Consider the following 26,698-nt stretch of genomic DNA (forward strand, 5'->3'; position numbering starts at 1 on the left):
GAGCAAGTATGAAATCAGATAAAATTTCAGAGGCTGTCGTACGGAGGTTACCCGTATATTTACGTTATCTGAATGCACTTCACAAACGGGAGGTGGCTACGGTCTCTTCTCAAGAGTTGGGACAGAGGCTAGATTTGAACCCGGCCCAAATCCGTAAAGATCTCGCCTATTTTGGAGATTTTGGTCGGAAGGGTATCGGTTATGATGTTTCTTATCTAATTGAGAAAATACGCCATATCCTGAAAATCGACCAGCAAATTAATGTCGTATTGGTCGGTGCGGGTAATCTGGGGCAAGCCCTTTCGAATTATAACGCTTATTTAAAAGACAATATGAAGATTGTCGCAGTATTTGATGCGTTTCCGGATAAGGTAGGGACCAAGATCAATACATTGGTCGTTCAACCGATGGATGAACTGGAAGCGACTGTGAAAGAAAAAAACATTCGAATCGGGATTATTACCGTACCTGATTTTGAAGCACAGCACGTGGCTGACAGGCTTATTGAGAGCGGAATTGGAGCGATCCTGAACTTTGCACCGACTACTCTCAAGGCACCGGCCAACATTCGGATTCATGCCACAGACTTTACAACTGATTTGCTTAGCCTCGCTTATTATTTGGAGGACGGAAAGGAAGAAACACAATATGACAGTGAATAAATGGATGATTAAAAACGGCTCTTTTGCCGTAAATGGATCAGAAGCTGGGGTAGTCCATGGTTTTATGATTGTGGAGGATAGCCGTATTACTTATATTGGCGAAACTTTGCCTGCGGGTGAGGAAGAGACGGAAGCGATCGATGGTAAGGGGCTATTGTTTTTACCTGGTCTGATTAATACTCATGGTCATGCGGCGATGTCTCTGCTGCGTGGGCATGGAGATGACTTGGCACTTCAAGTATGGCTTCAGGAGAAAATGTGGCCTATGGAAGCCAAGTTTACATCTACGGACGTGTACTGGGGTACGTCCTTGTCTGTGCTGGAAATGCTGAAAGGTGGAACAACGACCTTCCTGGATATGTACGATCATATGGATGAGGTGGCTCGTGTAGCTGAAGAGTCAGGTATTCGTGCAAGTCTGATGCGTGGAGCAATTGGACTTTGCTCGGAAGAAGAACAGCGAATCAAGCTGGCTGAGGCCGTGACTTTTGCGCGTAACTGGCATGGTAAAGCAGACGGGCGTATTACAACGATGATGTCTCCGCACGCGCCATACACATGTCCACCTGCGTTTATTGAAAAATTCGTACAAGCTGCGCATGATCTGGACTTGCCACTGCATACGCACATGTCTGAGACGATCGCCGAAGTGGAGCAAAACGTACGCGACTACGGTTTGCGTCCAGTTGCACATTTGGATAAGCTTGGCTTTTTCTCCCGTCCTTCGCTTATTGCCCATGGCGTTCATTTGAACGACGAAGAAATAGCTTTACTGGCTGAACGTGGTGTAGCGGTTTCGCATAATCCGGGTAGCAACTTGAAGCTGGCAAGTGGTGTGGCAAGAGTGCCTGAATTGCTGCGTGCAGGGGTTACTGTTTCTCTCGGAACGGATGGTCCTGCCAGCAATAATAACCTGGATATGTTCGAGGAAATGCGTCTGGCGGCACTTATTCACAAGGGTGTATCCGGTGACCCTACGGCAGTTCCTGCAAGTGAAGCGCTGCGTCTGGCAACAGAATACGGTGCAAAGTCGATTGGTTTAAAAGAAGTAGGAGCGTTGGCAGCGGGCAACAAGGCTGACTTTATCGCGTTGGATCTGAATCAGGCACATTTCTTGCCGCGTACAGATCTTATTTCCCATGCGGTATACTCTGCAAGCGCCAAGGACGTGGCTCATGTGTGGGTAGACGGTCGCCAGGTTGTGAAAAACGGCGAATGCCTGACTATGGACGAGGAACGTATCAAACATGAGGCACAAGCCGCCTTTGAAGGGCTGCTGTCGCGCTAATTTAGGTGTCACATCCCCTTAGAGAGGAAGCACAGGTTTGAAAAATAAGAAAAAATGGATAGCGGTCGCCATTTTGGCCGTGATACTGATCCTGGTCAGCATTTTCTGGTATTATTCCTATGTTACTCAAGACCAGGTGGCTGAGAAAAATGCCGCTATCATTAAGGCCAAGCAATCAGCTGGTCTGGTTAGCACGACTCAAACATGGAAGTCTGTGTGGGATCAGGTATATTGGGTGGTTCAAGGGAAAAATGCACAGAATGAAAATATAATGGTGTGGGTTCCTTTTCAAAAAGTGGAAGGACAACCTAACGTACCTGCCGCAGATAATAGCGGTGTTCACACCGAGTTGCTGAAGAACGGAGTCGATGAGCAAAAAATGACGGCAATAATTCAGCAGCAGCTTCCAGGTGCAAAAATTGTAAGGCTTCAGCCGAGTGTGTTCAATGGCGAATATGTGTGGCAGTTGTTTTACGATGATGGAAGTCATCATTACTACACCTTTTATCGTTTCTCAGATGGGGTAGCGACGGGTGTGAAATATACTTTGCCCAATAACTGAGCTGGTGTGAGGATTGGCAAATGTGGAATGAATGACTAGTAAATGATTAAAAGCTCAAGAAAAAGACGTAAATACGATGAAATTCGTATTTACGTCTTTTAGTTTTGCTATGCCGTAAAGCTGGCTGAAAGCCAGTGAAGCATCTTTACCTATCCATCTTCTCTCCTAGGTCAAATTCATCTTTGTGGCGGGCAACAGCGATCGTAAGATCAAATCCTACACGCAGCGTCTCGCCTCCACCATAACCAAAGATTTTGCCTCATCACAACTCCTCCACACATTGCCTTCGATATTAGATATACGTTATGATATACTATATTTTATAAGTGATAGACAAAAATGATAGAAAAAAGAATTGCTGATCACTATAAGATCATGCAATTTGGTTGTTTGTTGACATTCGTCCCGTTTCTTCTGGGTTTTACATTTTGAGAGGAGGATGTTGTTTGAAATTGCGTGTAGTTCCTATCGTTGTGGCGGCAGTTTTGGCAGCTTTGCTGCTATTTGGGGGATGGTTCATTTACCGTCAGGTTACAATGCAAAGTCCTCTGGAAAAACTGGTATCTCAATATCCAGGCGTGACAAGCGCTCAAATAGATATTAAACAGGATCAGGTTGTATTGAAACTAGATCTCAAACCGCAGGCGGATGTGGCCAGATTGGTCGATGTGGTTAAGCAAAAAGGACAATCCATCATTGGCAGCCGCACCATTAAGTTGGATATCGCAGATCGTTCCAATTCAGCACTGAATCAATGGTGGTCTGAGGCTATGTTTCCTGTGGCCGAAGCGATGGAAAATAAAAAGTATACTCAAATTTCATCTACAGTTGAGCAGATGAAAAAGAAAAAGACGGGTATCAAAGCTGATACCGACATGGATTCGAACAATGTCTATATCCGACTCAGCGAAGGTAAAGCGACCAAGTTTATCGTTTTGCCACGTCAATCTCAGCAAATGGGGGTATGGCCTAATGCCTAGATGGATTAAGGAAATATTAATCGGCATTGTGCCGGTAACCATTATATTTCTCGTTTTTATTGGGGTAAATATTATCCCTCTTCTGGTTGCTGGCGTGATGTTCAGCGGCTTGTTAATGCTTATGCATGCGCGTGGCGGTTTGGCCGTAGGTGCTGGGCAAGAGCGTAAACGTAAAAAAAATGGTCCGGACAAGCTGACTTTTGAGGAAATCGGTGGGCAAGAAAGCGCTAAGCAGGAACTGCGCGAGGCCCTGGATTTTTTGAATCGACATGATGAAATTTCCAAGTTTGGTATCCGTCCATTAAAAGGCGTTTTGCTCACTGGTCCTCCGGGAACAGGAAAAACGCTGATGGCGAAGGCAGCGGCACACTACACTAATTCTGTATTTGTTGCAGCCTCAGGTAGTGAATTTGTTGAAATGTACGTTGGTGTTGGAGCAGGTCGTGTCCGTGAGTTGTTTCGGGAGGCGCGTACTCGTGCATCCAAGGAAAAGAAGGAAAATGCAATTATTTTTATTGACGAAATTGATGTAATTGGTGGTAAACGTGAGGGTGGACAGCAACGAGAATATGATCAGACTTTGAATCAGTTACTGACAGAAATGGATGGTATTTATTCGGCAGATACACCGCGGATTTTGATCATTGCGGCAACAAACCGTAAAGAAATGCTGGACAGCGCCTTAACGCGTCCAGGGCGTTTTGACCGTCATATTCAAGTGGATCTGCCTGACAAGAAGGGCCGTCTTCATATTCTAAAAATTCATGCCAAAAACAAACCGATTCAGGAAGATGCGAATCTGGACAAAATTGCTGAGGAATCTTACGGGTTTTCCGGCGCACAGCTGGAGAGCGTGATGAATGAAGCGGCAATCTACGCGATGAGACAGGATCAGAAAATGATTGCGCAGAAGCATCTGTCGATGGCAATTGATAAAGTGATGATGGGTGAAAAGACAGATCGGGAATCGACCTTGGAAGAGAAAAAACGTGTAGCGATTCATGAACTAGGACATGCTATTATGGCCGAAATTGTTCGTCCCGGTAGCGTAAGCCAGGTAGCACTCAGCCCTCGTGGAAAAGCGCTTGGATATGTGCGCCACAATCCACAGCAAGAGCATTATTTATACACCAAGCAGTTCCTGGAGGAGCAAATTATGATCTCGCTCGCAGGGGCTACGGCGGAAGAAATGTACTATGGCGGTCGCAGTACCGGCTCAAGTAATGATTTTGAGCAAGCGTTGAACATTGTCCATACGATGATGACTTCCGGTTTGACTTCACTTGGCATTATTAACATGGAAATGGTAACCAAAGAAGAACTCATGCGGGAAAATGGCGAGATTATGGCTGACCTGCATACCCGAACTTTGGAGCTGCTGGAAAAGCATCGTCCTGTGTTCGACAACTCACTTGACATCCTGATGAAGGAAGAAACTCTGTCTGGAGACCAATTTAGATGTCAATTTAGTGAAAATGCTTTATTACCAGCATAATTTTTTATGCTGGTTATTTTTTTTTACTTTTAGTCCGTGCTAAGATATTATTATCTATTGGGACATAAACATGTATTTTTCGACAAAGAAGGATACAATATATGAGAGTGACCAGGAAAGGGTGGAGTAAAGAATCATGCAATTTAAAAAAATCGGCGTCATCGGCGGCGGCACTATGGGACAGGGGATTTCTGAAATGCTCGCGTCCAAAGGAATCGATGTGCTGCTGGTAGAGCAGACACCAGAGAAACTAGACTACGCCTACAATATGATTGAAACGAGTCTGGACAAACAACTGGAAAAGTGGGCAATTACTCAAGCTGAGAAAAAATTGATCTTATCCCGTATTCAAAAAGTAATCCATTTAGCGGAGCTCGGCAGCTGTGATATGGTCATTGAGACTATTACAGAGAATCTGGACGAGAAGAAAGCAGTGTTCCAAGAGCTAGACCATGTGTGTCCAAGCAATATTATTCTTGCAAGTAATACATCCACGCTGAGCCTGACCGAGCTTGCTAGCTCGACCAAGTATCCTGAGCGTGTTATTGGTATGCACTTTATTTATCCAGTATCCCGTATTGATCTTGTAGAAATTATTCGTGGTTTGAAAACTTCGGACGATACATTTGAAAACACTAAAATGTTCGTGGAAGAGATAGTGGAGAAAAAAGGAGTCATGATTTATGAATCTCCTGGATTCGTAACAAGCCGGATTATCTGTCTGCTGATTAACGAAGCGGCCCATGTACTTCAAGAAGGCGTGGCTTCCGCTGATGATATCGATGACGCTATGCGAATCGGATATAACTTCCAAAGCGGCCCTTTGGAAATGGCTGACCGCTTTGGTCTGGATTCCGTTTTGGCTGCTCTGGAGCGTATGTTCCGTGAATTCGGCGAATTGAAATATCGTCCGTCCATCGTACTGAAGAAAATGGTGCGTGCAGGTAATCTGGGCGTGAAATCGGGCGAAGGCTTCTTTAAGTACGACAAGGATGGTGACCGGATATGAAAATTCTCGTAATCAATGCAGGGAGTTCTTCCCTGAAATACCAATTGTATGATATGACGGACGAGTCCGTTCTGGCAAAAGGATTGGTAGAGCGCATCGGTATGGATTCCTCCATTCTGACGCATAAGCCAACCAATAAAGAAGAATACACTGAAGTTAGCGAGATTTTGGAACATACTACAGCCATCCGTAAAGTGCTGAACGTACTCACAGATGCTGAACATGGTGTAATCTCCAGTACTAGTGAAATTCAGGCTGTGGGCCATCGTGTGGTTCATGGAGGCGAAATCTTCAAACAGTCAGCAGTTGTAACGCCTGAAGCGAAGAGTGAAATCCGTCGCTTGTTTGACCTGGCGCCACTGCATAACCCTGCTTCCATGATGGGGATTAAAGCGGCTGAATTGAATATGCCAGATGTACCACAGGTTGTGGTATTTGATACCTCGTTCCATCAAACGATGCCTGAAAAAGCTTATATGTACGCCATTCCAAGAGTGTTGTACAATAAGTATAAGGTTCGTCGTTACGGTGCCCACGGCACTTCCCATGATTTTGTAAGTAAGGAAGCCGCCAAATTCCTTGGTCGTCCTTTGGAAGACCTGAAGATTATCACTTGTCATATCGGTAATGGTGGTAGTGTAACAGCAGTTCAAGGCGGTTTGTCTGTTGATACTTCCATGGGTATGACTCCATTGGAAGGTCTTATGATGGGTACTCGTAGTGGTGATTTGGACCCAGCAATCGTACCTTATGTCATGAACAAAGAAGAATTGACTGTCAATGAAGTCAATTCCATGTTGAACAAGCATAGTGGACTTTTAGCTATCTCTGGTATCAGCAGTGACATGCGTGAAATCACAGAAGGTATGGAAAAAGGCGAAGCTAATTCTACATTGGCATTCGAAATGTATGAATACCGTCTGCGCAAATACATTGGATCGTATGCTGCCGCAATGAACGGGGTAGACGTAATTGCATTTACAGCAGGTGTAGGCGAGAACTCCATTGTTCTGCGTAAGAGAGTGTTGGAGCAATTGACATTCCTCGGTATCGAGCTGGATGAATCGTTGAATGCTATTCGTTCTGGCGAGCCTCGTCGGATTACAACTGCAAATTCAAAGGTAGAAGTACTGATCATTCCAACGAACGAAGAACTGGTTATTGCCCGCGACACGTTCCGTCTGGTTCAGTAGTTCGGTTCGAAAGTGTAAACTTTATGCATGCGGACTATTGTTTGAGTTCCGCATGCACCAAACAGCGAGAGCAAACAGCCTGACCCAGGGGGAAGGGCTGTTTGATTTTCGGTTAAGAGGAGAGAGACGGTCATGACGAATAAAAGTACGATTGCCCAAGTGGGCCGCCATGTAGGGGAAACGGTTACAATCGGCGCTTGGGTAAACAATAAACGATCTAGTGGTAAAATTCAGTTCCTGCAACTGCGCGATGGTAGCGGGTATATTCAAGGGGTTATCGTGAAAAGCGAAGTGTCCGAGGATATTTGGAATGACGCCAAATCCTTGACTCAAGAGAGCTCCCTTTACGTTACTGGAGTGGTGCGTGAAGAACCGCGTAGCCAATCGGGCTTTGAATTAACGGTTACAGGCATTGAAATTATTCATTTGACCGAAAACTACCCGATTACACCCAAAGAGCATGGTGTAGATTTCCTGATGGATCATCGTCACTTGTGGCTGCGTTCCGCCAAGCAACGTGCTGTTCTGATCGTACGGGCGGAAATTATCCGTGCTGTACAGGAATTCTTTAACGGCAACGGCTTTACGAAGGTGGACCCACCTATTTTGACTCCTTCCTCTGCAGAAGGTACAACAGAGTTGTTCCACATTAAATATTTTGATGAAGATGCGTATTTGACACAAAGCGGACAGTTGTATATGGAAGCCGCGGCAATGGCGCTGGGCAAAGTGTATTCCTTTGGTCCAACTTTCCGTGCGGAAAAGTCCAAAACACGTCGTCACCTGATTGAGTTCTGGATGATCGAGCCTGAGATGGCTTTTGTGGATCATGAAGAATCCTTGCGCGTTCAGGAGCAGTTTGTAAGCCATATCGTGCAATCTGTCCTGAAAAACTGTGCGAAGGAGCTTGAAACAATCGGACGCGATGTTTCGAAGCTGGAGCAAATTCAAGGCGAATTTCCACGTATTACGTATGATGAGGCGATTGCCTTCCTTCAAGGTGAAGGTTTCGATATCCCATGGGGCGAAGACTTTGGTGCTCCTCATGAAACGGCGATTGCTGAAAGATATAACAAACCTGTGTTCATTACACATTGGCCAACTCACATTAAGGCATTCTATATGAAACCAGACCCAACCCGTCCAGAGGTTGTTCTGTGTGCCGATATGATCGCTCCTGAAGGCTATGGTGAAATTATCGGGGGTTCCCAACGGATTGATGATCCAGCATTGATGGAAGAACGTTTTAACGAGCATAACTTGGCTCGTGAAGCCTACCAATGGTATATGGATCTACGCACCTATGGTACCGTTCCGCATTCCGGCTTTGGTCTGGGCCTGGAGCGTACAGTAGCATGGATTTGTGGACTCGATCATGTACGTGAAACGATTCCGTTCCCACGTATGCTGTATCGTTTGTATCCGTAACCGATGACCGGATCATTCGACAAGACATCAGCGGCAGAATGGGCGGAGGGAGTAGCCTTTGCTATGGAAGCCGGAATGGTCCAGATTCCCTATGCCCTGCTCAAGCATTATCGGACACTTCGGCTGACAGATGCTGAAATGCTGCTACTGATGCAGTTGCTTGCCTTTAAACAAGCGGAACGTAATGAATTTCCGACATGGGAACAATTGCAGACCCGCATCGGATGTACTGCGAACGAAATCGCACTCTATTTCAGTAAGCTCATGAAAGAAGGATTTTTGAGAATCGATTCCGTAGAAGACCGCAGCTCATCCGTACAATTCGAACGTTACAATTTGACGGGGCTGTATCGTAAGTTGGCAGAATGTATGATCGCTGAGCGTAACGAGCAGCACGATGAAGATGACATTTTGTTTGCTGGAAAGCCGGATTTACTGAATGGAATAGCAGAATCCCCGCTTACAGAAGAACGGAATTTGTTTACGATTTTTGAGAAAGAATTCGGGCGACCATTGTCACCGATGGAATACGAGACGATCACCAGCTGGGTGGATCAGGATCGGTATCCCGAGGAGCTGATTTTGCTGGCTTTGAAGGAAGCGGTATTTGCAGGGAAGGTACATTTCCGGTATATAGACCGTATTTTGCTGGAGTGGAGCCGAAACCGTGTTCGTAATGCACAGGATGCCAAAGAATACGCCCAGCGATTCCGTGGTGGCGGACGCAATTGATATATCGGTCTAAGCCTTTTAGGCTAAGCAGTAGACTTATGTATCGAGGTTGTCACTGCAAATTGGCTAATGTGCAATGAGAACAATCTGGAATATCGCCTGTGCGCGTGAACTAAGCCGAAATGAAAGCGAGTAAATAGGCTTTAATGATAGAGGACACACCATTCCGTCAGGAGGGTGTGTCCTTTTTAAATATTTTTTTAAAAATATGCAGGGGAAGGAAATTTCCTGGCGTCTATAGTATTGGGAAGGGGGAGAGCGTCATTGATATAGAGAGAATCATTGAACGAATACGGTCCGGTGACCGGCAGGCGTTCCGTGAGATCGTAGAGCTGTACAGCAAGCATGTATTTCATGTCGCCTATTCGGTACTGCATGACAGCAAGGAAGCAGAAGATGCCGCGCAGGAGGCATTCGTTCAGGTGTACAAGTCTCTCCCCCAGTACCGGAACGAAGGATTTAAAACGTGGTTGAGCCGAATTGCGCTCCACAAAGCGCTGGATATTAAGCGCAAACAGGACAGACGACCCGCAGAGCTTATAGACGTCGCACAATCCCTTGTACAGCTCCCTTCCCGGGATGAGGATGTGCTGGCTCGTCTCATTCGCGAGGAGCAAATTGAAGAACTATCGCAAAAAATCGCCCAGTTGCCCCAGCAACATCGGGATATTATTCAAGCCTATTATATGCAGGGCAAAACCTACGACCAAATTGCAGAAGAGACGCAGGTAGCTTTAAAAACAGTAGAGTCGAGGCTCTATCGGGCGCGGCTATGGATTCGAAACCACTGGAAGGAGGAGGAATGGCAATGACTGACCAACAGGATAAACCGTGGATTGAAGGGAAATCGAATGACTGGCATGCTTACATTGCAGGAACTTGCACGATAGAGGAGTCTGCCCGGCTGGAAAAGCTCCTGCTGGAAGACGAACAGGCGCTGATGCTATATCTTGTCGCACTGGAGCAACTGGAGTCAACTATGAAAGATTATTCTGCCTGGATGGATACGGAGCGCTTCACAGATCAGGTAATGGCCGTTCTTCCCGAGATAGAAGCTGAACCGAATCAAGTTCTGTTTAAAAAACGCCGCTGGTTTGAAAAACCTGTGTTTCACTACGTTGTCGCCGCAAGCCTAACGTTGATCTTATTGTCCAGTGGAGCCTTTGACAAAATGATGCCGCAAACAGATGGAAAGCCGATTCCTCCAAAAGAACGCGTTTCTTACAGTGAAGAGGTCATGCGAGCTACAACAACCTGGCTCGATAAATTAAAGCCCTAAATCATCGGATAAAGGCTGAGATGAAAAAACTCAAACAACAACCTTCAAATGGGGACTTTATCAAATCCCATAAATAGAAAGGAAGTGTAGCGATGCCTTATACGGAAAGAAGCAAGCTCTTGGCATTTCTATTGAACATCATTCCCGGTGTTGGTCACTATTACTGGACCAGAAAAGCCAATGCGTTTGTATACACCATTTTGTTTTTCGGATGTCTGGCGGGAGGATTATTTTTTTCAGTGGTTTCAAGAGACGAATTACCTTTATTGGCCAGTATGTTTGTTGCCGCTCTTTTTTGGGGGCTGAGTATGCTGCATATCATTATTAGCTTATTACGTTATGATCCTCGTGCAGCTGCTGTTCCATATCCCCCACATGCAGGACCCAATCCATATGGTTATTACTCGCAAAGTGGGCCTTATGGACATGCTGGTTCAACGGGAGAGGTACCGGAGGGGGCAACAGACGCGGATGTGGATGCACCGGGAGCAGGAATGGGATATGGCCCGGGCTATAACCATTATCAACAAGGACACTATGGTATGGCAGGATCACCTGCTTTTCAAAAAGGATCGGAGAATGAACGCTTTTTTACGATTTTGCTGTCGTTCATTCCTGGATTGGGACACCTTCATTTGGGGCTGATGCAGCGTGGTTTGTCTTTTCTGCTATCTTTCTTTGGCTTTGGAGCGATCCTCGTTTTTATTACCAGCATTACAAACGAATCCGGATTTTTGGCGTTTGCGGGCGTGCTGCCGATCATTTGGCTGTATTGCATGTTTGATGCGGTGCAGCATGTACATCGCAAACAAGCGGGAGAAATGCTTCAGGACCGGACTTTGTTTGAGGAACTGGAGCATGGAAGAGTCGAGGGACGGCGGAGTAAAATGCTGGCTACCATTTTATCGGTATTTCCCGGTGCTGGACATATGTATATCGGTTTGCAAAAGCGTGGACTCCAGCTTATGCTTCTGTTTTTAGGAGGCATCTATGTACTGGACGTGCTATATCTTTCACTCTTTTTGTTCCTGATTCCGGTGGTTTGGTTTTACAGCTTTTTTGATGCGTTGCAGCAAGTAAGCCGTTATGGACGGGAGCCGCTGATCGACAAGCCTGTGATCGGTATGTTTGCACAATATCACCGCTGGGTAGGCTTGGGGTTGCTATTGCTGGGCGCCTATTACATCTTAATCAACGTACTAGTTCCTACTCTGGATCGTCTGTTTCCGAATGGAGAGATTTATAATTTGGTTGACATGTATCTACGGACGATTATCGTATCCTTATTGTTGATTGGCGGTGGTATTTGGATGATGATTGGGAATTCCAAATCTAAACGAGTAAAGGAGAAGCAATAGAATGGATACTGAGTTTTCAAAGAGTGAGGCTCCCTTTAAGGGAGCCCATCATCCTCATGGCGATGGAGGAGGCTCCACAGGTATATTTGGTACATCGTCTAACAAAAATAGTTCCTCTAAAGCGTCAAACGCTCCGGCAGGGGTGTGGAAAGTCGGAAGGCTGTCAATGGGACTTTTCCTCGTCCTGCTGGGGGGCATAACGTTTGCCTCCAAGTTTTGGGGAGCGGGCATACTGGACCAGGCTTTGACCTGGTGGCCTGTCGTTTTTGTTTTGCTGGGGTTGGAAATTTTAATGTATACTGCTTGGAAAGGGACGCGTGAGCGCATTCGTTATGATTTATTCAGTATGTTTATTACGGCGGTATTGGTTTTTTGCTGTATCGGATTTGCCTTGGTCAGTTCATTGGGGATCACTCCGCAAGTCAGAGAAATAATGAGTTCGGTTCAGGAAACAAGGCTTCTCCCAGACTGGCATGAAAAACTGCCTGCCGGAGTGACCAAGGTGATTGTACAGGGAGAAGATCCTTATGCGGTCAAAATTGATGCAACCACCTCACCGGAGGTGCATGTGTTCGGGAGTTATGTATACACAGGCAAAGAGGACGAAATAAAGGGGCAAGATTTATATCAGACCAAGCAAATCGGCGATACCTTGTATGTATTACTGGGTCAAATTCCGACACGGTTTATGCAGACTCAGCAGCAGCTTGATGTTACGATTGCTGTACCTGAGGGAATTACGGTTACTGTGCGCGATAGCCGAGGAAATATAATTGAAAAATAGGGAGATCTTCCGGCTCCAACTTTACATTTCGTATCATTCACGCGATACTGAAAGGGAAGCCTGAGATGTCATCCATGTCGCTAACTAATGGTGCATTTGCTTATCAGGCGAAACTTGATGATGTGCAGTCGAATAGCGATTGTAATCGGAAATGAGGGAGAAAAATGATTTCGTTGAATCCTGACACGCTTACAGGGCGTGAAAATTATAAGCTGTTGACCGGAAGTATCATCCCAAGGCCGGTAGCCTTTGTAACGACTTTGAGCAGCGAAGGGGTGCTGAATGGTGCGCCGTTCAGTTATTTTTCCATCGTAGCTTCTGAACCGCCACTGCTGTCTGTATCCGTACAACGTGTTGATGGAGTACCCAAAGATACAGCACGTAATGCGATGGAGCATAAGGCTTTTGTCGTACATATCACAGACGAGGACAATGTGGGAGCGGTGAATGTGACGGCTTCCCGTCTGTTGCCGCAGGAGAGTGAGGTTACACTGGCAGGCCTTACCCCGGTCAAAAGTACAAAAATCGAAGTTCCCGGTGTGGCAGAAGCGAAAATACGTATGGAATGTATTCTGGAACAGGTTATACCGTTGGGAGGTCAGGAGGACACACCTGCCTGTGATCTGTTAATCGGACGCGTAGTGCAGTATCATTTGTCCGAGGAAGCGTATCAAAATACGTATGTGATTGCTAAGGAGTTGCGTCCAGTAAGTCGTTTGGCTGGGAACAACTATGCGAAGCTAGGAGAGCAATTCACGCTGGAGCGTCCCCAATAGGGGGCGTTTTTTTACAGCATATCCAAAATTATATCAGGAGGATTCTTATTCATCATATTTCCTTTTATGTCGCTAGTAGAATAGAAATACCCTTATTATAAAAAAAGAGAACGTTCCTGTGCTATCGCTTAGGCTCCGTTCTCGATATTCAATGACCACTTTTACAAATAAGGATACGCATCTTTGATATTTATGAGTTTATTTACTTCAAAGTTTTCAGCAGCAGGGAGCGATAGGTCGTTTCAAACAAAAATTCAAACGCCTCCAAATGCTTTTTAGCCTCAAATACATCACGGCCCCACGCATAAATGCCGTGGTTACGCAATAAAATTCCAGGCACCTGATCATTCAGCACACCAGGTACGAGCTTGGCAATCGAGGCAATATCCGCGTAATTAGGCAGCACAGGAATATCAATGGCAGCATTTTCTTTCCAAATGTTAAAAGCCTTGATCAGCTCAATACCTTGGATAGGTACAGCGCCTTGCTCACCGTAATATTCGGAAATCAGATTGTTAAACACGGTATGCACATGAAAAACGGCTCCGCAGCCTGTTAGGCGGTAAATTTCACAATGTATAAGCGTCTCTGCGCTTGGCTTGAGGTTTGTCGCTTCTGCCGCTTTTCCGTACTGGTCTACGAATAGAAAATCTTCCGGAGTACGCTTGGTTTTATCCTTGCCGCTGGCGGTGACTGCAAAATAAAATTGTTCGGGATGAAAGTCACCAATTCGGATCGACAAATTGCCGCTCGTGCCGGGGAACCAGTTGCGAGATGCGAATAGTTCTTTGACATCAGCGAGTTCTTCCAGTGCGCGGCGTTTTTCTTCCAATGAAATGTCTGCCAAGTTAAAACTCATTTACAGCACCCCTTGCTCCTGTTTTTGCTTTAAATCCTCGATAATGTCATCAAATGTTTCAAAGGGTACATGTGGTACGCCAAGCTCTTGACACTTTAAAGTCAGATGCGAACGGGAGTACACAAGATCGGCAATTTTAGCTCCTTCAAAATCGGTCAGGCTGTCGCCGATCAAAATCCGTTCGTATTGTTCGGAAGGGTATTGACGAATCACAGTCGTTTTACACATGCCACAATCATTTGTACACGGTTCCTCACATGGATGCGGCCAAGTAATCTGGATGCGATCCCCGGAAAAATCCGCTCCGTTGCAATAGACGTGGTCGTGTGGAATATCGAAGGGTTTTAGCAATGGATCAATAAAAAAATCAATGCCGCCACTGGTGACGAAAAATTGAATCTGCTGCTCTCGTACATAGCCCAAAAAGCGTGCAAAGCCCTCGCGTATACCAGCTTGTCCAAGTACATATGAGATAATTTCGTCCTTTTGCTCCGAAGGCATGAGGGCAAACATCGCACCTACGCCTTCACGAATGGATGTATGCCCATTTACGATCTGATGCATGATGGGCTCACAGCCTGTAGGTTGAAAATGCTTCATAATGGCGACAATATTGTCGCTGTTCGTAATTGTCCCGTCAAAATCGCAAAAAATGACGGGCTTCTTCGCTGTGCTCATCGTTCACCTCCCCATGTGTCGAGCGCAGATTGCAGCTCGGGGTGAGTACGGGCGTATTCTGCCAGAGGGACATTTTGCTGTACCGCTTCAATCGCCTGCACAAAGGCGCGCCCACCAGCTTCTGTACCCAGCGGATGACCGTGAATCCCGCCCCCAGCGTTGACAACAACGTCAGTACCAAAGTCACGTACAATTAACGGCACGAGGCCCGGGTGAATCCCTGCGGAAGGGACCGGCATACTGGCCTTCAGCGGTAGATCAGGGGTGATCAGCTCATCGCGGATCGCCATGTTTTCCTCACGCGGCATCGTCACTGAGCCGTAGGGAGAAGGGAAGAGGACGAGGTCAGCGCCAGCCAGCCGCATAAGCTGACCGAGTAGGACGGACGCCGAAATACCATAATGCGGCGATGGATAAGCAGCTCCCGCCAACGAAGGATGGGCTGCAATCGGCACCGAGACGGCAGGATCGCTACTAAGTTCATGTAGCACATCGTAACCGTAGGCCAACACGTTAAACAGTAACGCGTTGGCACCCGCATCAATGGCCTTGAGAGCTTGCGTCTTAAGCTGCGAGGTCGGCCCCGTTAAATTAGCGGCATACAGCAGCTTTTTACCGGTTTCACGCTCAGCCGCTTCGGCGGCTTTGATGCAGGCTTCGACACGTTTTTCAATCGGCGTCAGCGCGTTTTCAAACAAGATCTCGTCGTCCTTGATCAGATCAACGCCACCGAGAGCCTGCCGGGTAAACTGTTCACGAAGTTCGTCCAAATTGAGGCCAATTACAGATTTGAAAATGCTCATGAGCAGGGGACGATCATACACGCCAAGCTGCTCGCGCAAGCCACTGATACCGAATTTCGGTCCCGGAAAAGCAGAGCGGAATGCTTCCGAGAAACCCAGCTTCGTTAGCTTAATTCGGCCGTCCATCGAAATTTTGCCGAAGACTGTGACCAGCAGTGCGGGGATATCCCGGCTGAAGTTGACATCCGGGTAAGCGATGGTCAGGTCGGCGTACCGTTTACCGGGACCTCCATCGTGAATATCCACAGAATGAACCGAGCCAAGATGCTTTTGCATCGCGTCCCGTTTGGCTTGCGGGAGCTCAGTCCAGCTGCCCACCGTCATGCCGATGGCAATAGATTGGGCCTTTTGGTTAAAATCGGCTTTGTCATCGTATACCCGGTAGGTCGCCAAGCAATAGCTCATTCAATTCCCTCCTTGAGTACAGCTCCCATCTCGCGGGATCGTTCAGCGCACCGCTGCACCGCCGCAATCACCGTTTCGTAGAAGTCACCTTTGTCCAGCATTTCCAATGCAGCTACCGTAGAGCCATTAGGAGACATGATTTTGTGGCGAAGGGCAGAAGGCTCCTCTCCGGTTTGCTGCACCATGCGTGCCGCTCCAAGCGCGGTTTGCACCGTTAGTTCGTGCGCTTGCTCAGGGGTCAAGCCACCACGGATTCCCCCGGCAATCATGGCTTCCATCAGGTAGTAGACATAAGCAGGGCCGCTTCCAGATATCCCGGTCAAAACATCCATTTTCTCTTCTTCTATAACCGTTACCGTACCTACAGATTCGAACATCGTAAGCACGTTTTTACGCTGGTTTTCGCTGATTTCCTTGGAAAAGCTAATGCCTGTGGCTCCCAGCCCAATCGAGCTGGATGTATTGGGCATCGTCCGTGCGATCGGCTGCTTGCGACCCAGCAACGTTTGCATCGTACGAATGGACAATCCTGCGATTACCGAAATAATCAGCTGCTCATCAGACAGAAGTGGGCCGAGCTGCCCAAGTGCTTGTGCAGCATCCTTGGGCTTCATGGCAAGCACAATGACCGGAGAACGACGCAGAAGCTCGGTTTTGGCGGCATCCTCGGTTTGGAACAAGACTCCATATCGCTTTTGAAGTTCCTCAAGGCGAGCCTGATTACTGCGGTTGATGACGGTAATACCACTACGTTTGACGACAGAACGAGCCGTCATTCCGCGAATAATAGCCTCTGCCATTGATCCTGCCCCGAAAAATGTAATTTGCTCATTAATTAAAACTTTTGTTTGTGATTCACACATAGATTCATAACCTCCAAGGATACAGATTGATTTATGTTATTATTCCCTGATTTGTCCAGTACCGTACACGCGATATTTGGTTGAAGTCAAGGCAGGCAATCCCATTGGGCCGCGGGCATGTAATTTTTGTGTGCTGATTCCGATCTCGGCACCAAACCCAAACTCGAAGCCATCCGTGAAGCGAGTGGATGCATTGTGATACACGGCTGCCGCGTCCACTTCTTGCAGAAAACGCTCGACATGGGCTTTGTCCTCGGTGACAATACACTCAGAATGCATTGTACCGTAACGGGCAATATGCTCCAGTACTTCGTCCAAATTGTTTACGACCTTGATGTTCATAATGTAATCATTATATTCGGTGCCGTAATCCTCTTCTGTAACAGGAATAGCCCAAGGGGCCAATTCTCGTGTGCGTGCACAGCCGCGTAGCTCAACCCCCGCATCACGAAAGCGTTCTGCCAATCCTGTTAAGTGTGCTTTTGCATAATCCGAGTGTACGAGCAATGTTTCCATCGAGTTACACACGGACGGTCTTTGCACCTTGGCATTCAGTGTAATCGCTTCGGCCATTGCTGCATCCGCTGTAGCGTCCAAAAAGGTATGGCATACACCAGCTCCGGTTTCGATGACAGGTACGGTAGCGTTCTGAACAACATTTTGAATGAGTGAACGCCCGCCGCGTGGAATAATTACATCCAGCAAGCCGTTCAAGGTGAGCATTTCGTTGACCGAGGCACGGTCTGAATCTTCAACAAGTTGAAGCGCCTCGCGTGGCACAGCTGTTGCGTCTAGTGCCTGCTGGAGTACTTCGATAATCTTGCGGTTGGAGAAGAGGGCGGCTGAACCACCGCGTAGCACAACCGGATTGCCTGTTTTCAAGCACAGGCCCGCAGCATCCACGGTTACATTTGGACGCGCTTCATATATAATGCCGATGACACCCAGCGGCACACGTATCTTCTCAATTCTCAGACCGTTTGGACGTTCAATTTGCTCAAGGGTGTCGCCGACCGGGTCAGGCAGTGCCACAATTTGGCGTAATCCTTCGGCAATAGCTCCGATTCGGTCCTCGGTCAGCTTGAGGCGGTCGAGCAGCGACTCGGATGTTCCCTGTTCCCGTCCATGTTTCAGGTCATTATGGTTTGCTGCAATCAGCTCTTCAGTATGATTTACTAGAGCTTCAGCCATAGCAAGCAATGCTTCGTTTTTCTGTGCTGTAGTCAGGCGGTTCATGACCCCGGCACTTTTTTTGGCAAGATTGGCTTTGGTTCGTACTTCGCTAAACTGATTCTCCTCGGTTGTAGCTGTGTTAGTCGTTAAATCACTCATGTTACGGCCTCCCTACATACATAATGTAATCCATTCATCCCTGTGGATCACCTCAAGCCGGTGAATGGGACCGATTTTGCCCACAACCTCGCCGCTGGATAATCCTTGTACAATTCTGAGCTGTTCATCGTCATAATTGACGATGCCGCGTCCTAAAACTTTATTTTCCGGTCCGAGCACCTCAACGACATCTCCGGCATGAAAGCTGCCCTCGACACGTCGTACGCCAACCGGAAGTAGACTGTGTCCTCCGTGAACCAACGCTTCCTCGGCCCCTTCGTCTACATGCACCGCGCCCAGAGGGGTGGACATAAATCCAAGCCACTGTTTTTTCATCGGAAGTGAAGAGAGGTGAGTGTCAAAATAAGTTCCCGGTCCGTGTCCTTCGACGGCTGCGTTTAGATCGCCATTCGCGCTTACACGTCCCACATATACAGGCACACCGCCGCGTGTAGCGACTTTGGCAGCTTCGATCTTGGATCGCATGCCGCCAGTACCTACAGATGATCCAGAACCTCCAGCTAATGCATAAATCTCCTCTGTAATTTCCTCGATACGTTCAAAACGTACGGCATTCGGATGCTTGCGCGGATCTGCCGTATATACGCCATCGGTGTCCGTAATGATAATTAGATGCTGCGCTTTGACCAGATTGGCAACCAGCGCGGACAGCATATCATTATCGCCGAATTTCAATTCGTCAATCGATACAGTATCATTTTCGTTGAAGATCGGGATAACCTGCTGGCGCAGCAATTCTTCTACGGTCATTCCGGCATTATTCATCCGTTTGCGGCTCAAAAAGTCACTACGGGTCAGTAGAACCTGCGCGATCACTAGGTCAAAATCTTTAAAAGCCTGCTCATAGGCCTGCATGAGAAGGGCTTGGCCAACAGCCGCTGCCGCTTGCTTTTCATGTAGTAGCTTAGGGCGAAACGGGTACCCAATCTCTCTGAATCCGGCGGCTACTGCACCTGATGTAACCAGCAGCACTTCATGACCTTTTGCACGTAGCAAGCTGATTTCCCGGGCAAAATAAGCGATGGCTTCCCGATTCAAGCCACCTTCCACTCCAGTTAGAGAGCTGCTTCCGATTTTAATGACGATTCGTGTTGACAAGACGTCCACTTCCTTAATTTTACTCTTTTTAATGCAAAAAAACTTCCATCCTTTGTATGCAAAGGACGAAAGTTTGTGCTTCCGCGGTACCACCTTCATTGATGATTCATGATCATCCCACTTGAAACCTGTTAACGGCAGGGACCGCCTGATTGCGCAGGGCGCTCGGGGATAGGAGTTGGGAGAGAGTCCAGGTAAATTCTTGCAGCCTATCGGAATTTACTCTCTGAACAGGACCGAGTCTCTCTTAATAGTCCCTTCAACGCGCTAAATGATATTGGATACAGAATACCACGAAAAGACCAGGTTTGGCAAAGAAGTTGTAGCTGGAAAATACGGCTTAACCAAACAGGTTTAGCTTGCCAATTCGATCAGCTGCCTCGGTCAGTCGAGCTTCTGAGCTCAGCAGTCCCGCTCGCACATATCCTTCGCCGCCACTCCCGAAGCCAATCCCTGGAGCGACAGCCACCTTGGCTTCCCGCAACAACAGATCGGCAAAAGAAGTGGAAGTATAGCCCTGCGGCACAGGCAACCAACTGAAAAAGGAGCCGCTTGGGCGGGTCGCCTTCCAGCCTATTTGCCCAAGTGCATCATAAAAAGCGTTACGGCGTGATTCATAGCGGGCTACCAGCTCGCCTACGCAGTTCTGCGAGGCCGTCAAGGCTGTCGCCGCCGCTGCCTGAATGCCGCCAAACAAGCTTACATAAATATGATCCTGTAGGAGATTAATCATCGAGATGATTTCGGCATTACCGAGCGCGAAACCAACACGCCAGCCCGCCATATTGTACGTTTTGGACAAGGTATAGAACTCAATCCCCACCTCTTTAGCACCCTCAGCCTGTAGGAAGCTTACCGGACGTTCGCCATCAAATCCAATAGCGCCATAGGCGAAATCACTGGCAACTACAATACCGTTACGTTGCGCGAATTCAACTGTATCCTCGTAAAAGGAAAGTGGAGCCGTTGCCGAGGTTGGATTATTCGGATAGTTAAGGAACATTAACTTGGCGCGGCGGCGGTCTTCCTCGGAAATGGCTTCATAATCGGGCAGAAAACGGTTCTCTTCTTTTAATGGGAGAAAAGACATTTCCGCTTTAGCCAAGGCTACACCAGACCAGTAGTCCGGGTAGCCGGGATCAGGGACGAGACACACATCCCCGGGATTGAGTAAGACTTGCGGCAGCTGAACCAAACCCGTTTTTCCGCCAAACAGGATGGCGACCTCGGTTTCAGGGTTGAGCGTCACACCGTAATCCTCCTGATAGCGCTGGGCAACGGCTTCCTTGAGAAAGCTGTAACCACGAAATGGCGAATATTTATGATACAGCGGATTATCCGCTGATTCCTGCAAAGCTTTTACAATATGAGAAGGAGTGGGAGTGTCGGGGTTCCCCTGTCCAAGATTAATGACATCATGCCCCGCCGCGATTTCACGGTTTACATTTTGTACAAGTGTGGCAAAAAATTGAGTGGGTAACTGTTTCATGACGTCAGCGGAGGGAATAGAAAAATGAGTCATCAATTCACACGACCTTTTGGAATAGTTTAAGAAATAATCTATCACGATTTTACCGAGTTGTATAGGGGGAATTAAGCTTGCATGGTTGCGTAATCCAGACTGATCGGGCTATGATGGGGGAAAATACCGGACAATGGGTCGCGGGAAGCTCTGGCTCACAAGGAGGATGAAGGATTTTGACGTATCAGGAAGCTCAGCCGTTCAGTGTTGCACTCATACAAGCTCACATAGAGATAGGAAATCCCCCGGAAAACCGCAGTCATATCCGAGCTTTAATGGAACAAGCGATGAAAGTCGAACTGAAGCCGGATCTGATTGTCCTGCCGGAAATGTGGAACACAGGCTATGCCTTAGATCGCATTCATGAGCTGGCGGACAAGGAAGGGACGGAGACTCGGGCATGGATAGCAGCATTCGCTGCCACCCATGCAGTGAACGTAGTAGCTGGGTCGATCGCAGAGAAAAAAAGCGACGGTCATGTGTATAATACGATGCTCGTTTTTGACCGAACAGGCAGAGAGGTTGCTTCGTATTCCAAGATTCATCTATTCCGACTTATGGATGAAGAAAAATATTTGCAGCCTGGCGAAGAAAAGGTTTTATTCGCACTGGATGGCGGGATTCGGGCAGGTGCGTCGATCTGCTATGATATTCGTTTTCCTGAACTAGCCCGTAGTTTGGCCCTGTCGGGCGCAAATTTGCTGATCGTACCCGCAGAATGGCCTCATCCCCGGCTTCATCACTGGCGTACCTTGCTAACCGCACGTGCTATAGAAAATCAAATGTATGTTATTGCTTGTAACCGGGTAGGTCGCAGTGGAGATACTGATTTCTTCGGGCATTCGCTTATTATTGATCCATGGGGAGAAATCATTGCTGAGGGCGGAGAGCAGGAGGGGATCATCACAGGAACGATTGAGTCTGCCTTAGTGCAGGACGTACGTGGTCGTATTCCGGTGTTTGAAGATCGGCGTCCCTCACTGTATGACCGATAATCAGTGTAGAAAGGAATACTCCATGCTTAAGGAACGCATTGAATTTTTGTGTAAAAAGAAAAATCTGTCCCGTAAAGAGCTGGTAGACGGGCTGGTGACACCAGCACATTTCGCAAATATACTGGCTGACCGTTACCCGTTGGCAGAGGATTTGGCCGAGCAAATTGCTGGGCGTTTAGGTGTAAATCCCTCCTACCTCTTGCGTGCAGCGGCAGAGGATGAAGAGACGCTGACTACAGCGGATAAGATTTTCACAGAGCTGTCCAAGCTGGCTAATCCTGCCACGGAAAGCTATGTGGATCTACTGGAGGATCGCAACGATTCGCTTGTGGTGGAAATGACGACTTATTTGATGAAGGCCGTTTATTATCAGCAATTAAATGACCCAACGGCCTATGAATATTTACATCAAACCTATTTGAATTTTTATTTGGAGAAGTTTGGTCGCTCGGATGAGGTGGAGCTGCCCGCACCGCTAAAAAAAGCAATATTATTTTATAAAATCCAGTATTTCCGCTCGAAAAACCATTATTATGATGTGCTGAATAACGTTAAGCAGCTAAGCCGTCTGGTGGAAGAGGGGACGGAAAACTGGCTGAATGCGCAAAACATTATGATGGAGGCCTGTATTCAGGTCAAGCAATTTGATCAGGCGAAGCAGGTATTCGAGCAGACGATGCGCAGGGTATATGATGATCGGCTTTTTCACCGTTTGACGGGCCTGTATGTGGCTTACAGCGGATATTGTTTCGCCATGGGTTCTGTACAGGAAGCACTGTTAACGTTGTCTATGGCTGAGGCCAATTTGGTGTATTTGGAAAATGCACCAGATATGCTCACGACCATCCTGAACAACCGGATTATTATGCTAACATCGATTGGCGAGCTGGATAAGGCTTTGGAGGAAGTAGCACGTTTTGAAGCGCTGGTGAGCCGGGAGCGGGAGGAAATGCAGCAGATGATACTGCCCGTTACGCTGATATATCGTTGTGAAATCGCATTTACCTGGAAAAACTGGGGGCTGCTGTCACAGCATTTGGATCAGCTTCGCCAAACCAATCTGACAATAGATCAGCAAATGGGACTTGATTTTTATGAAAGCCAGCTTGCGCTTGCGCAAGGGAATCAGGATGCCTTTTGGACGCATGCCTTGCAATGCTTGCCTTATTTTGAAGCTATCCAGCATCCAGCACGGCTTGAACAATTATATGAAACGCTGGCTGTTGTGTCTGAGGACAGTCGTCGTTATAAAGAATCATCGGCTTATTATCGCAAACTGGTCTATCTTTTACGAAAAAAATAACCTGAAATCATTCGCTTTTCACAAAACTATCGGATGAGCGTGCAAAAGAATACTCCAAAGTGCGCAAAATTTTGTGTGAACCGTCCCAGAGTTCAAAATAAACCGGAAAAGTACAGGTTAAAGCTCCTGTTTTTCCGGTTTTTTTGTATGCGCCAAAACGTATTGTGATGTCAGATACCGTCTTCTATACTGAATTCATAAGGTACGACAATACAAAATACGAGGTGCAACCACATGATGAACTTATTCGGGAAAAAGAAAAAACAGCAGGATGCGATAGAACAAGCAGATCAACTGATGAATAAAGGCCTGTCAGGATTATTTATGAAAGGCTTGGTACCCAAAGAGCATCGGGAACAGATTAACCAAAGCCTAAACTCGGCAAGACAAGCTCAAACGGCAGCTAACAGTAGTTTGTCGATGTCGGCGACTGCGGTTGTTATTTCGGTAACAGATACCGGGAAGCTCGTGAATTTTGATCCGATTGTGGTGCTAATGCTAGATGTGACAGAAGTAAACGGTAATCGATATCCAAAAACGTTGGAAACGCTCGTATCCAAGCTGCAAATTCCGCGACCTGGAGATACGGTGGGTCTGGGGAGCAATCCGGTAAATCCATCGGAGCTGATTTATATGGGTCTGGTGACAGTGTAAATGAGCAGGTCGTTTCACCTTTCTTGCTGACATATAATTTGAACAGATGATTGAAAAAGGGGTTTTGGAGGATGAAAGGATTTTTGAGTATTATCGGGGTACTTATGGTGTTTGGTGTAGGCTTCTCACCATTTTTGGCTAACTATTTATGGGATGATCCATTTGTGATTATGGATGCCCCGTGGTATAGGCCGTTAATTTATATAGGCTTTGCGCTTATTTTTCTACCTGGAATTTTAGGTGTGTTTTTTGAAGGCGGTAAGGTTAAGAAGGGTGTTCCTGGGGTTGGGATTATTACAAGTGTTCAGCTAACAGGGACTTATGTAAACAATCAGCCGCAGGTAAAGCTCGGGTTGACCGTAACCAAACATGGAGAAGACAAATATGATACTGCTTTGACGACGATTATTCCTTTGACTTCCATGGCTCAATTTCAGCCAGGCTCGATCATTCCGTTGGTCGTATCGGAGAAAGATAAACTGAAAGTAGGACTTGACCTGAAAGGGCAGGTGTCGCAGACGGATTTACAAGCGTTAATGAATGAGCAAATGGTCAAGCAGGGCGTATCGCCTGAGCTGATGGAAATTGCCAAAACCGGTAAGCAGGCATATGCGAAGGTGCTGGATGTTACACCCATGGGGGAAGCAGGACCTAATAAAATTAAGCTTCAATTTACGCTGAGTGTTACGAAAAACAACGGCGATACATTTAATGTAACCACGCAAAAGGTTGTTTTTTCTTCCCAACTATCCAAGCTGCAGCAGGGAAGTATTATAGAGGTCATTTATTCACCTCAAGATCCTTCGAAATTGGTCTTTAAAACACAAGTGAGTGAAGCCGAGGTACAGCAAGCATTTGGTTCTTCTCGATAATAAAAAAGTTTTCTGATACCTGTTTCAGATACAGCCCATAGGTGTATTATAATAGTATCCCGACACCAGGAGGTTAATAACGATGGATAACCAAAGTAGATCCGAACTGGCGAATAGGGATGGCCTGTCACGGCCGAGAGGCTTAAATAGACAGGTTGTCGGAAACAATTATGAAATGGGCTATGATCAGGATAAAAGTCCACCAGATTTAGGGAGACCCTGATCACAAAAAGGCGAGGACAGGCACTTTGGGATCACACAGCACATTGGAACTGAGGTAGGACATTCTTGGGAGACCAAGGCTAGAGACCTTAAGGAAAGAAGTGATGCGGGATGGATAAAGTGGAGTTTCCGAGCAAGCGTAAAGTAATCAGGCGAGGCTGACATGAAATTCAAATGAACATGAAATGTGGTTCGTTAAAGACAGATGGAAGCAACATCGCAACAGTGTAATCGAACCCGTAAAGTAAATGAAGTATTGAAAGCATAGGGGCGAAGCCCCGGGACCGTCTTCTTCTCTGGCTTTGGCTGAGGAGGAAGACGGTCCTTTTCACATTCGAAGCTACTTTTGAGAAAGTTGCTCGACCGTTTCTCGGAAGGTATCAATAAAGGCTTCGGCAGCTTTAGACAAATAACGTCCGTTTCGGTAGGCAATGGCTAGGGTACGGCTAGGGGTAGGTTCGGCGAGTGGCAATAATGCTGGAACAAACTCGCTGCTGGCGGCCCGGGCGATAAAACGGGGGACGAGTGTCACTCCCATACCTGTCGCTACAAGCGATTGGAGCGTCTCCATATTAGTGCTCTCAAACACCACATTGGGTTCAAAGCCAGCTTGATGACACAAATCCATCGTCAGCTTGCGAAAGCCTTGCCCTTTTTTCAGAACGACAAAAGGCTCATCTTTCAGTTCTTCCATATGCACAGGCTGCGGATGGTCTCCGTTTTTACGCAGGGCTAGGGGGTGACCTGGAGGAACGGCAAGATCAATCCACTCTTCACCGATCGGCACATAGGAAAGTGTAGGTTCTACTAATGGAAGAGATAGCAGGCTGAGATCTGTATCCCCACTGGCAGTTTTTTTCTCCAAATTCATGGATGAATCCTCGACCAACACGATTTCAATGTCCGGATGAGCTTTCTTGAATACAGGCAGCACATGCGGCAGCAAATGAGAACCTGTGATGGGCATACTGCCAACCACAACCTTCCCTTTTCGCAGTTGAGAAATGTCGTCCATTTCCTGCCGGAGCTGCTCAACTGCATCGACTATTTTTTTTGCCTTTTCCACAAAGCTTGCTCCTGCATGTGTTAATTCCACCGTGCTGGTGTTGCGTTGAAATAGAAGTACCCCAAGTTCTTTTTCCAGTTTGGACAATTGTTGGCTCAAAGAGGGCTGAGCAATATGCAGTTTTTCTGCTGCGCGTGAGAAGTTTTTTTCCGCTGCAATTTGCAGGGTGTATTGAAGTTGTCTGAATTCCATCGAGTTTTAAACCCCTTTTATATACGCTTTTATAATGGTTGTCGTCTTATAAGCTTTACCTATTACTTCATAGACTGATTATACAATAATATAATGAAATTCCCAATCCCATATGAACTCCATGTGTTCACAAGCTGGAAAATCCCTATGTTTACTTTTATCTTTGATTTTATAAATTATGGTATTTAATTCTGTTTGACATGGCAAATGGGTTCATCCATAATATTATTCATATTAAAACAATATGTTTTATTGGAGAAAAGGGGA

The 26,698-nt window shown here is 46.9% G+C and carries 27 protein-coding genes; 19 read left to right on the forward strand and 8 right to left on the reverse strand.

Annotated features, from left to right (window positions below):
• Positions 1-8 precede the first annotated feature (8 nt).
• The 14 genes from NSQ58_RS13725 (at position 9) to NSQ58_RS13790 (ending at position 13,546) form a co-directional block, all read left to right on the forward strand.
• Positions 9-662 carry a redox-sensing transcriptional repressor Rex gene (locus NSQ58_RS13725; protein ID WP_013310684.1) on the forward strand — a complete coding sequence of 218 codons (654 nt, stop codon included), beginning with the start codon at positions 9-11 and terminating at the stop codon, positions 660-662.
• Complete coding sequence (locus NSQ58_RS13730; protein WP_053325662.1) at positions 649-1,950, forward strand: amidohydrolase; 1,302 nt, start codon at positions 649-651, stop codon at positions 1,948-1,950. The genes NSQ58_RS13725 and NSQ58_RS13730 overlap by 14 nt, the downstream gene beginning before the upstream one ends.
• Before the next feature lie 37 nt (positions 1,951-1,987).
• Positions 1,988-2,512: a cell wall elongation regulator TseB-like domain-containing protein gene (locus tag NSQ58_RS13735; RefSeq protein WP_076159301.1), complete on the forward strand. Its 525-nt coding sequence runs from the start codon at positions 1,988-1,990 to the stop codon at positions 2,510-2,512.
• A gap of 446 nt (positions 2,513-2,958) precedes the next feature.
• Positions 2,959-3,492, forward strand: coding sequence for a hypothetical protein (locus tag NSQ58_RS13740; protein ID WP_053325660.1), 534 nt, complete (start codon positions 2,959-2,961; stop codon positions 3,490-3,492).
• The gene (locus NSQ58_RS13745; protein ID WP_053325659.1) at positions 3,485-4,987 is read left to right on the forward strand and encodes an AAA family ATPase; all 1,503 of its coding nucleotides are present in this window, start codon (positions 3,485-3,487) and stop codon (positions 4,985-4,987) included. The genes NSQ58_RS13740 and NSQ58_RS13745 overlap by 8 nt, the downstream gene beginning before the upstream one ends.
• A 136-nt stretch (positions 4,988-5,123) precedes the next feature.
• The gene (locus tag NSQ58_RS13750) at positions 5,124-5,996 is read left to right on the forward strand and encodes a 3-hydroxyacyl-CoA dehydrogenase family protein (RefSeq protein WP_023989130.1); all 873 of its coding nucleotides are present in this window, start codon (positions 5,124-5,126) and stop codon (positions 5,994-5,996) included.
• A complete protein-coding gene (locus NSQ58_RS13755) occupies positions 5,993-7,189 on the forward strand; it encodes an acetate/propionate family kinase (RefSeq protein WP_023989129.1) in 1,197 nt (398 codons plus the stop codon). Before NSQ58_RS13750 ends, NSQ58_RS13755 begins: the two co-directional genes overlap by 4 nt.
• 132 nt (positions 7,190-7,321) lie before the next feature.
• Positions 7,322-8,617, forward strand: coding sequence for an asparagine--tRNA ligase (gene asnS, locus NSQ58_RS13760; RefSeq protein ID WP_013310674.1), 1,296 nt, complete (start codon positions 7,322-7,324; stop codon positions 8,615-8,617).
• Positions 8,618-8,620: 3 nt separating this feature from the next.
• Entirely contained in the window at positions 8,621-9,349 is a 729-nt protein-coding gene (locus NSQ58_RS13765) for a DnaD domain-containing protein (protein ID WP_023989128.1), read from the forward strand.
• A 179-nt stretch (positions 9,350-9,528) separates the two neighbouring features.
• Positions 9,529-10,161, forward strand: a complete 633-nt coding sequence (locus NSQ58_RS13770) for an RNA polymerase sigma factor (protein ID WP_341057593.1) — start codon at positions 9,529-9,531, stop codon at positions 10,159-10,161.
• Positions 10,158-10,628, forward strand: a complete 471-nt coding sequence (locus NSQ58_RS13775; RefSeq protein WP_023989126.1) for a hypothetical protein — start codon at positions 10,158-10,160, stop codon at positions 10,626-10,628. The genes NSQ58_RS13770 and NSQ58_RS13775 overlap by 4 nt, the downstream gene beginning before the upstream one ends.
• 92 nt (positions 10,629-10,720) lie before the next feature.
• On the forward strand, positions 10,721-11,986 hold the full coding sequence (locus NSQ58_RS13780; RefSeq protein WP_103744916.1) for a multi-tm2 domain protein: 1,266 nt from the start codon (positions 10,721-10,723) through the stop codon (positions 11,984-11,986).
• Between the two features lies 1 nt (position 11,987).
• Positions 11,988-12,770 carry a hypothetical protein gene (locus NSQ58_RS13785; protein ID WP_028540655.1) on the forward strand — a complete coding sequence of 261 codons (783 nt, stop codon included), beginning with the start codon at positions 11,988-11,990 and terminating at the stop codon, positions 12,768-12,770.
• 164 nt (positions 12,771-12,934) lie between these two features.
• A complete protein-coding gene (locus NSQ58_RS13790) occupies positions 12,935-13,546 on the forward strand; it encodes a flavin reductase family protein (RefSeq protein WP_028540656.1) in 612 nt (203 codons plus the stop codon).
• A gap of 202 nt (positions 13,547-13,748) precedes the next feature.
• On the opposite strand, the gene NSQ58_RS13795 is transcribed toward NSQ58_RS13790, so the two are convergent.
• The 7 genes from NSQ58_RS13795 to NSQ58_RS13825 form a co-directional block, all read right to left on the reverse strand.
• Positions 13,749-14,405 carry a methylthioribulose 1-phosphate dehydratase gene (locus tag NSQ58_RS13795; RefSeq protein WP_023989122.1) on the reverse strand — a complete coding sequence of 219 codons (657 nt, stop codon included), beginning with the start codon at positions 14,403-14,405 and terminating at the stop codon, positions 13,749-13,751.
• On the reverse strand, positions 14,406-15,083 hold the full coding sequence (locus tag NSQ58_RS13800; RefSeq protein ID WP_028540658.1) for a 2-hydroxy-3-keto-5-methylthiopentenyl-1-phosphate phosphatase: 678 nt from the start codon (positions 15,081-15,083) through the stop codon (positions 14,406-14,408). It lies immediately after the preceding gene.
• Entirely contained in the window at positions 15,080-16,291 is a 1,212-nt protein-coding gene (locus NSQ58_RS13805; RefSeq protein WP_076159288.1) for a 2,3-diketo-5-methylthiopentyl-1-phosphate enolase, read from the reverse strand. The genes NSQ58_RS13800 and NSQ58_RS13805 overlap by 4 nt, the downstream gene beginning before the upstream one ends.
• Positions 16,288-17,154 (reverse strand): pyrroline-5-carboxylate reductase, encoded by an 867-nt coding sequence (gene proC / locus NSQ58_RS13810; RefSeq protein ID WP_076159285.1) that lies wholly within the window; start codon positions 17,152-17,154, stop codon positions 16,288-16,290. Before proC ends, NSQ58_RS13805 begins: the two co-directional genes overlap by 4 nt.
• A 39-nt stretch (positions 17,155-17,193) precedes the next feature.
• Entirely contained in the window at positions 17,194-18,486 is a 1,293-nt protein-coding gene (locus NSQ58_RS13815) for a glutamate-5-semialdehyde dehydrogenase (RefSeq protein ID WP_023989118.1), read from the reverse strand.
• 12 nt (positions 18,487-18,498) lie between these two features.
• On the reverse strand, positions 18,499-19,704 hold the full coding sequence (gene proB, locus NSQ58_RS13820; protein ID WP_028540662.1) for a glutamate 5-kinase: 1,206 nt from the start codon (positions 19,702-19,704) through the stop codon (positions 18,499-18,501).
• A gap of 241 nt (positions 19,705-19,945) precedes the next feature.
• Positions 19,946-21,127: a pyridoxal phosphate-dependent aminotransferase gene (locus NSQ58_RS13825; RefSeq protein ID WP_068941622.1), complete on the reverse strand. Its 1,182-nt coding sequence runs from the start codon at positions 21,125-21,127 to the stop codon at positions 19,946-19,948.
• A gap of 176 nt (positions 21,128-21,303) precedes the next feature.
• Between NSQ58_RS13825 and NSQ58_RS13830 the strand changes: the two genes are divergently transcribed.
• The 5 genes from NSQ58_RS13830 to NSQ58_RS13850 all read left to right on the forward strand — a co-directional run bounded on the left by NSQ58_RS13830 (position 21,304) and on the right by NSQ58_RS13850 (position 25,174).
• Positions 21,304-22,122 carry a carbon-nitrogen family hydrolase gene (locus tag NSQ58_RS13830; protein ID WP_023989116.1) on the forward strand — a complete coding sequence of 273 codons (819 nt, stop codon included), beginning with the start codon at positions 21,304-21,306 and terminating at the stop codon, positions 22,120-22,122.
• Between the two features lie 22 nt (positions 22,123-22,144).
• Positions 22,145-23,425: a helix-turn-helix domain-containing protein gene (locus NSQ58_RS13835; RefSeq protein WP_023989115.1), complete on the forward strand. Its 1,281-nt coding sequence runs from the start codon at positions 22,145-22,147 to the stop codon at positions 23,423-23,425.
• A gap of 234 nt (positions 23,426-23,659) precedes the next feature.
• A complete protein-coding gene (locus NSQ58_RS13840; RefSeq protein WP_341057595.1) occupies positions 23,660-24,079 on the forward strand; it encodes a hypothetical protein in 420 nt (139 codons plus the stop codon).
• A gap of 71 nt (positions 24,080-24,150) precedes the next feature.
• The gene (locus NSQ58_RS13845) at positions 24,151-24,951 is read left to right on the forward strand and encodes a hypothetical protein (RefSeq protein WP_341057596.1); all 801 of its coding nucleotides are present in this window, start codon (positions 24,151-24,153) and stop codon (positions 24,949-24,951) included.
• 82 nt (positions 24,952-25,033) lie between these two features.
• Positions 25,034-25,174, forward strand: a complete 141-nt coding sequence (locus tag NSQ58_RS13850) for a hypothetical protein (protein ID WP_023989112.1) — start codon at positions 25,034-25,036, stop codon at positions 25,172-25,174.
• 339 nt (positions 25,175-25,513) lie between these two features.
• Here NSQ58_RS13850 and NSQ58_RS13855 read toward each other — a convergent pair whose 3' ends face one another.
• On the reverse strand, positions 25,514-26,431 hold the full coding sequence (locus NSQ58_RS13855) for a LysR family transcriptional regulator (protein WP_025723122.1): 918 nt from the start codon (positions 26,429-26,431) through the stop codon (positions 25,514-25,516).
• Between the last annotated feature and the right edge of the window lie 267 nt (positions 26,432-26,698).

It is taken from the genome of Paenibacillus sp. FSL M7-0134 (assembly GCF_038007865.1).
Taxonomy (GTDB): domain Bacteria; phylum Bacillota; class Bacilli; order Paenibacillales; family Paenibacillaceae; genus Paenibacillus; species Paenibacillus polymyxa_B.

What these genes read in the sequence shown, in the direction of transcription:
- NSQ58_RS13725 (WP_013310684.1), top strand. Translation starts at nt 9, where the DNA reads ATGAAATCAGATAAAATTTCAGAGGCTGTCGTACGGAGGTTACCCGTA.
- NSQ58_RS13730 (WP_053325662.1), top strand. Translation starts at nt 649, where the DNA reads ATGACAGTGAATAAATGGATGATTAAAAACGGCTCTTTTGCCGTAAAT.
- NSQ58_RS13745 (WP_053325659.1), top strand. Translation starts at nt 3,485, where the DNA reads ATGCCTAGATGGATTAAGGAAATATTAATCGGCATTGTGCCGGTAACC.
- NSQ58_RS13750 (WP_023989130.1), top strand. Translation starts at nt 5,124, where the DNA reads ATGCAATTTAAAAAAATCGGCGTCATCGGCGGCGGCACTATGGGACAG.
- NSQ58_RS13755 (WP_023989129.1), top strand. Translation starts at nt 5,993, where the DNA reads ATGAAAATTCTCGTAATCAATGCAGGGAGTTCTTCCCTGAAATACCAA.
- asnS (WP_013310674.1), top strand. Translation starts at nt 7,322, where the DNA reads ATGACGAATAAAAGTACGATTGCCCAAGTGGGCCGCCATGTAGGGGAA.
- NSQ58_RS13765 (WP_023989128.1), top strand. Translation starts at nt 8,621, where the DNA reads ATGACCGGATCATTCGACAAGACATCAGCGGCAGAATGGGCGGAGGGA.
- NSQ58_RS13775 (WP_023989126.1), top strand. Translation starts at nt 10,158, where the DNA reads ATGACTGACCAACAGGATAAACCGTGGATTGAAGGGAAATCGAATGAC.
- NSQ58_RS13780 (WP_103744916.1), top strand. Translation starts at nt 10,721, where the DNA reads ATGCCTTATACGGAAAGAAGCAAGCTCTTGGCATTTCTATTGAACATC.
- NSQ58_RS13785 (WP_028540655.1), top strand. Translation starts at nt 11,988, where the DNA reads ATGGATACTGAGTTTTCAAAGAGTGAGGCTCCCTTTAAGGGAGCCCAT.
- NSQ58_RS13790 (WP_028540656.1), top strand. Translation starts at nt 12,935, where the DNA reads ATGATTTCGTTGAATCCTGACACGCTTACAGGGCGTGAAAATTATAAG.
- NSQ58_RS13795 (WP_023989122.1), bottom strand. Translation starts at nt 14,405, where the DNA reads ATGAGTTTTAACTTGGCAGACATTTCATTGGAAGAAAAACGCCGCGCA.
- NSQ58_RS13800 (WP_028540658.1), bottom strand. Translation starts at nt 15,083, where the DNA reads ATGAGCACAGCGAAGAAGCCCGTCATTTTTTGCGATTTTGACGGGACA.
- NSQ58_RS13805 (WP_076159288.1), bottom strand. Translation starts at nt 16,291, where the DNA reads ATGAGCTATTGCTTGGCGACCTACCGGGTATACGATGACAAAGCCGAT.
- proC (WP_076159285.1), bottom strand. Translation starts at nt 17,154, where the DNA reads ATGTGTGAATCACAAACAAAAGTTTTAATTAATGAGCAAATTACATTT.
- NSQ58_RS13815 (WP_023989118.1), bottom strand. Translation starts at nt 18,486, where the DNA reads ATGAGTGATTTAACGACTAACACAGCTACAACCGAGGAGAATCAGTTT.
- proB (WP_028540662.1), bottom strand. Translation starts at nt 19,704, where the DNA reads ATGAAGGTGGTACCGCGGAAGCACAAACTTTCGTCCTTTGCATACAAA.
- NSQ58_RS13825 (WP_068941622.1), bottom strand. Translation starts at nt 21,127, where the DNA reads ATGACTCATTTTTCTATTCCCTCCGCTGACGTCATGAAACAGTTACCC.
- NSQ58_RS13835 (WP_023989115.1), top strand. Translation starts at nt 22,145, where the DNA reads ATGCTTAAGGAACGCATTGAATTTTTGTGTAAAAAGAAAAATCTGTCC.
- NSQ58_RS13840 (WP_341057595.1), top strand. Translation starts at nt 23,660, where the DNA reads ATGATGAACTTATTCGGGAAAAAGAAAAAACAGCAGGATGCGATAGAA.
- NSQ58_RS13845 (WP_341057596.1), top strand. Translation starts at nt 24,151, where the DNA reads ATGAAAGGATTTTTGAGTATTATCGGGGTACTTATGGTGTTTGGTGTA.
- NSQ58_RS13850 (WP_023989112.1), top strand. Translation starts at nt 25,034, where the DNA reads ATGGATAACCAAAGTAGATCCGAACTGGCGAATAGGGATGGCCTGTCA.
- NSQ58_RS13855 (WP_025723122.1), bottom strand. Translation starts at nt 26,431, where the DNA reads ATGGAATTCAGACAACTTCAATACACCCTGCAAATTGCAGCGGAAAAA.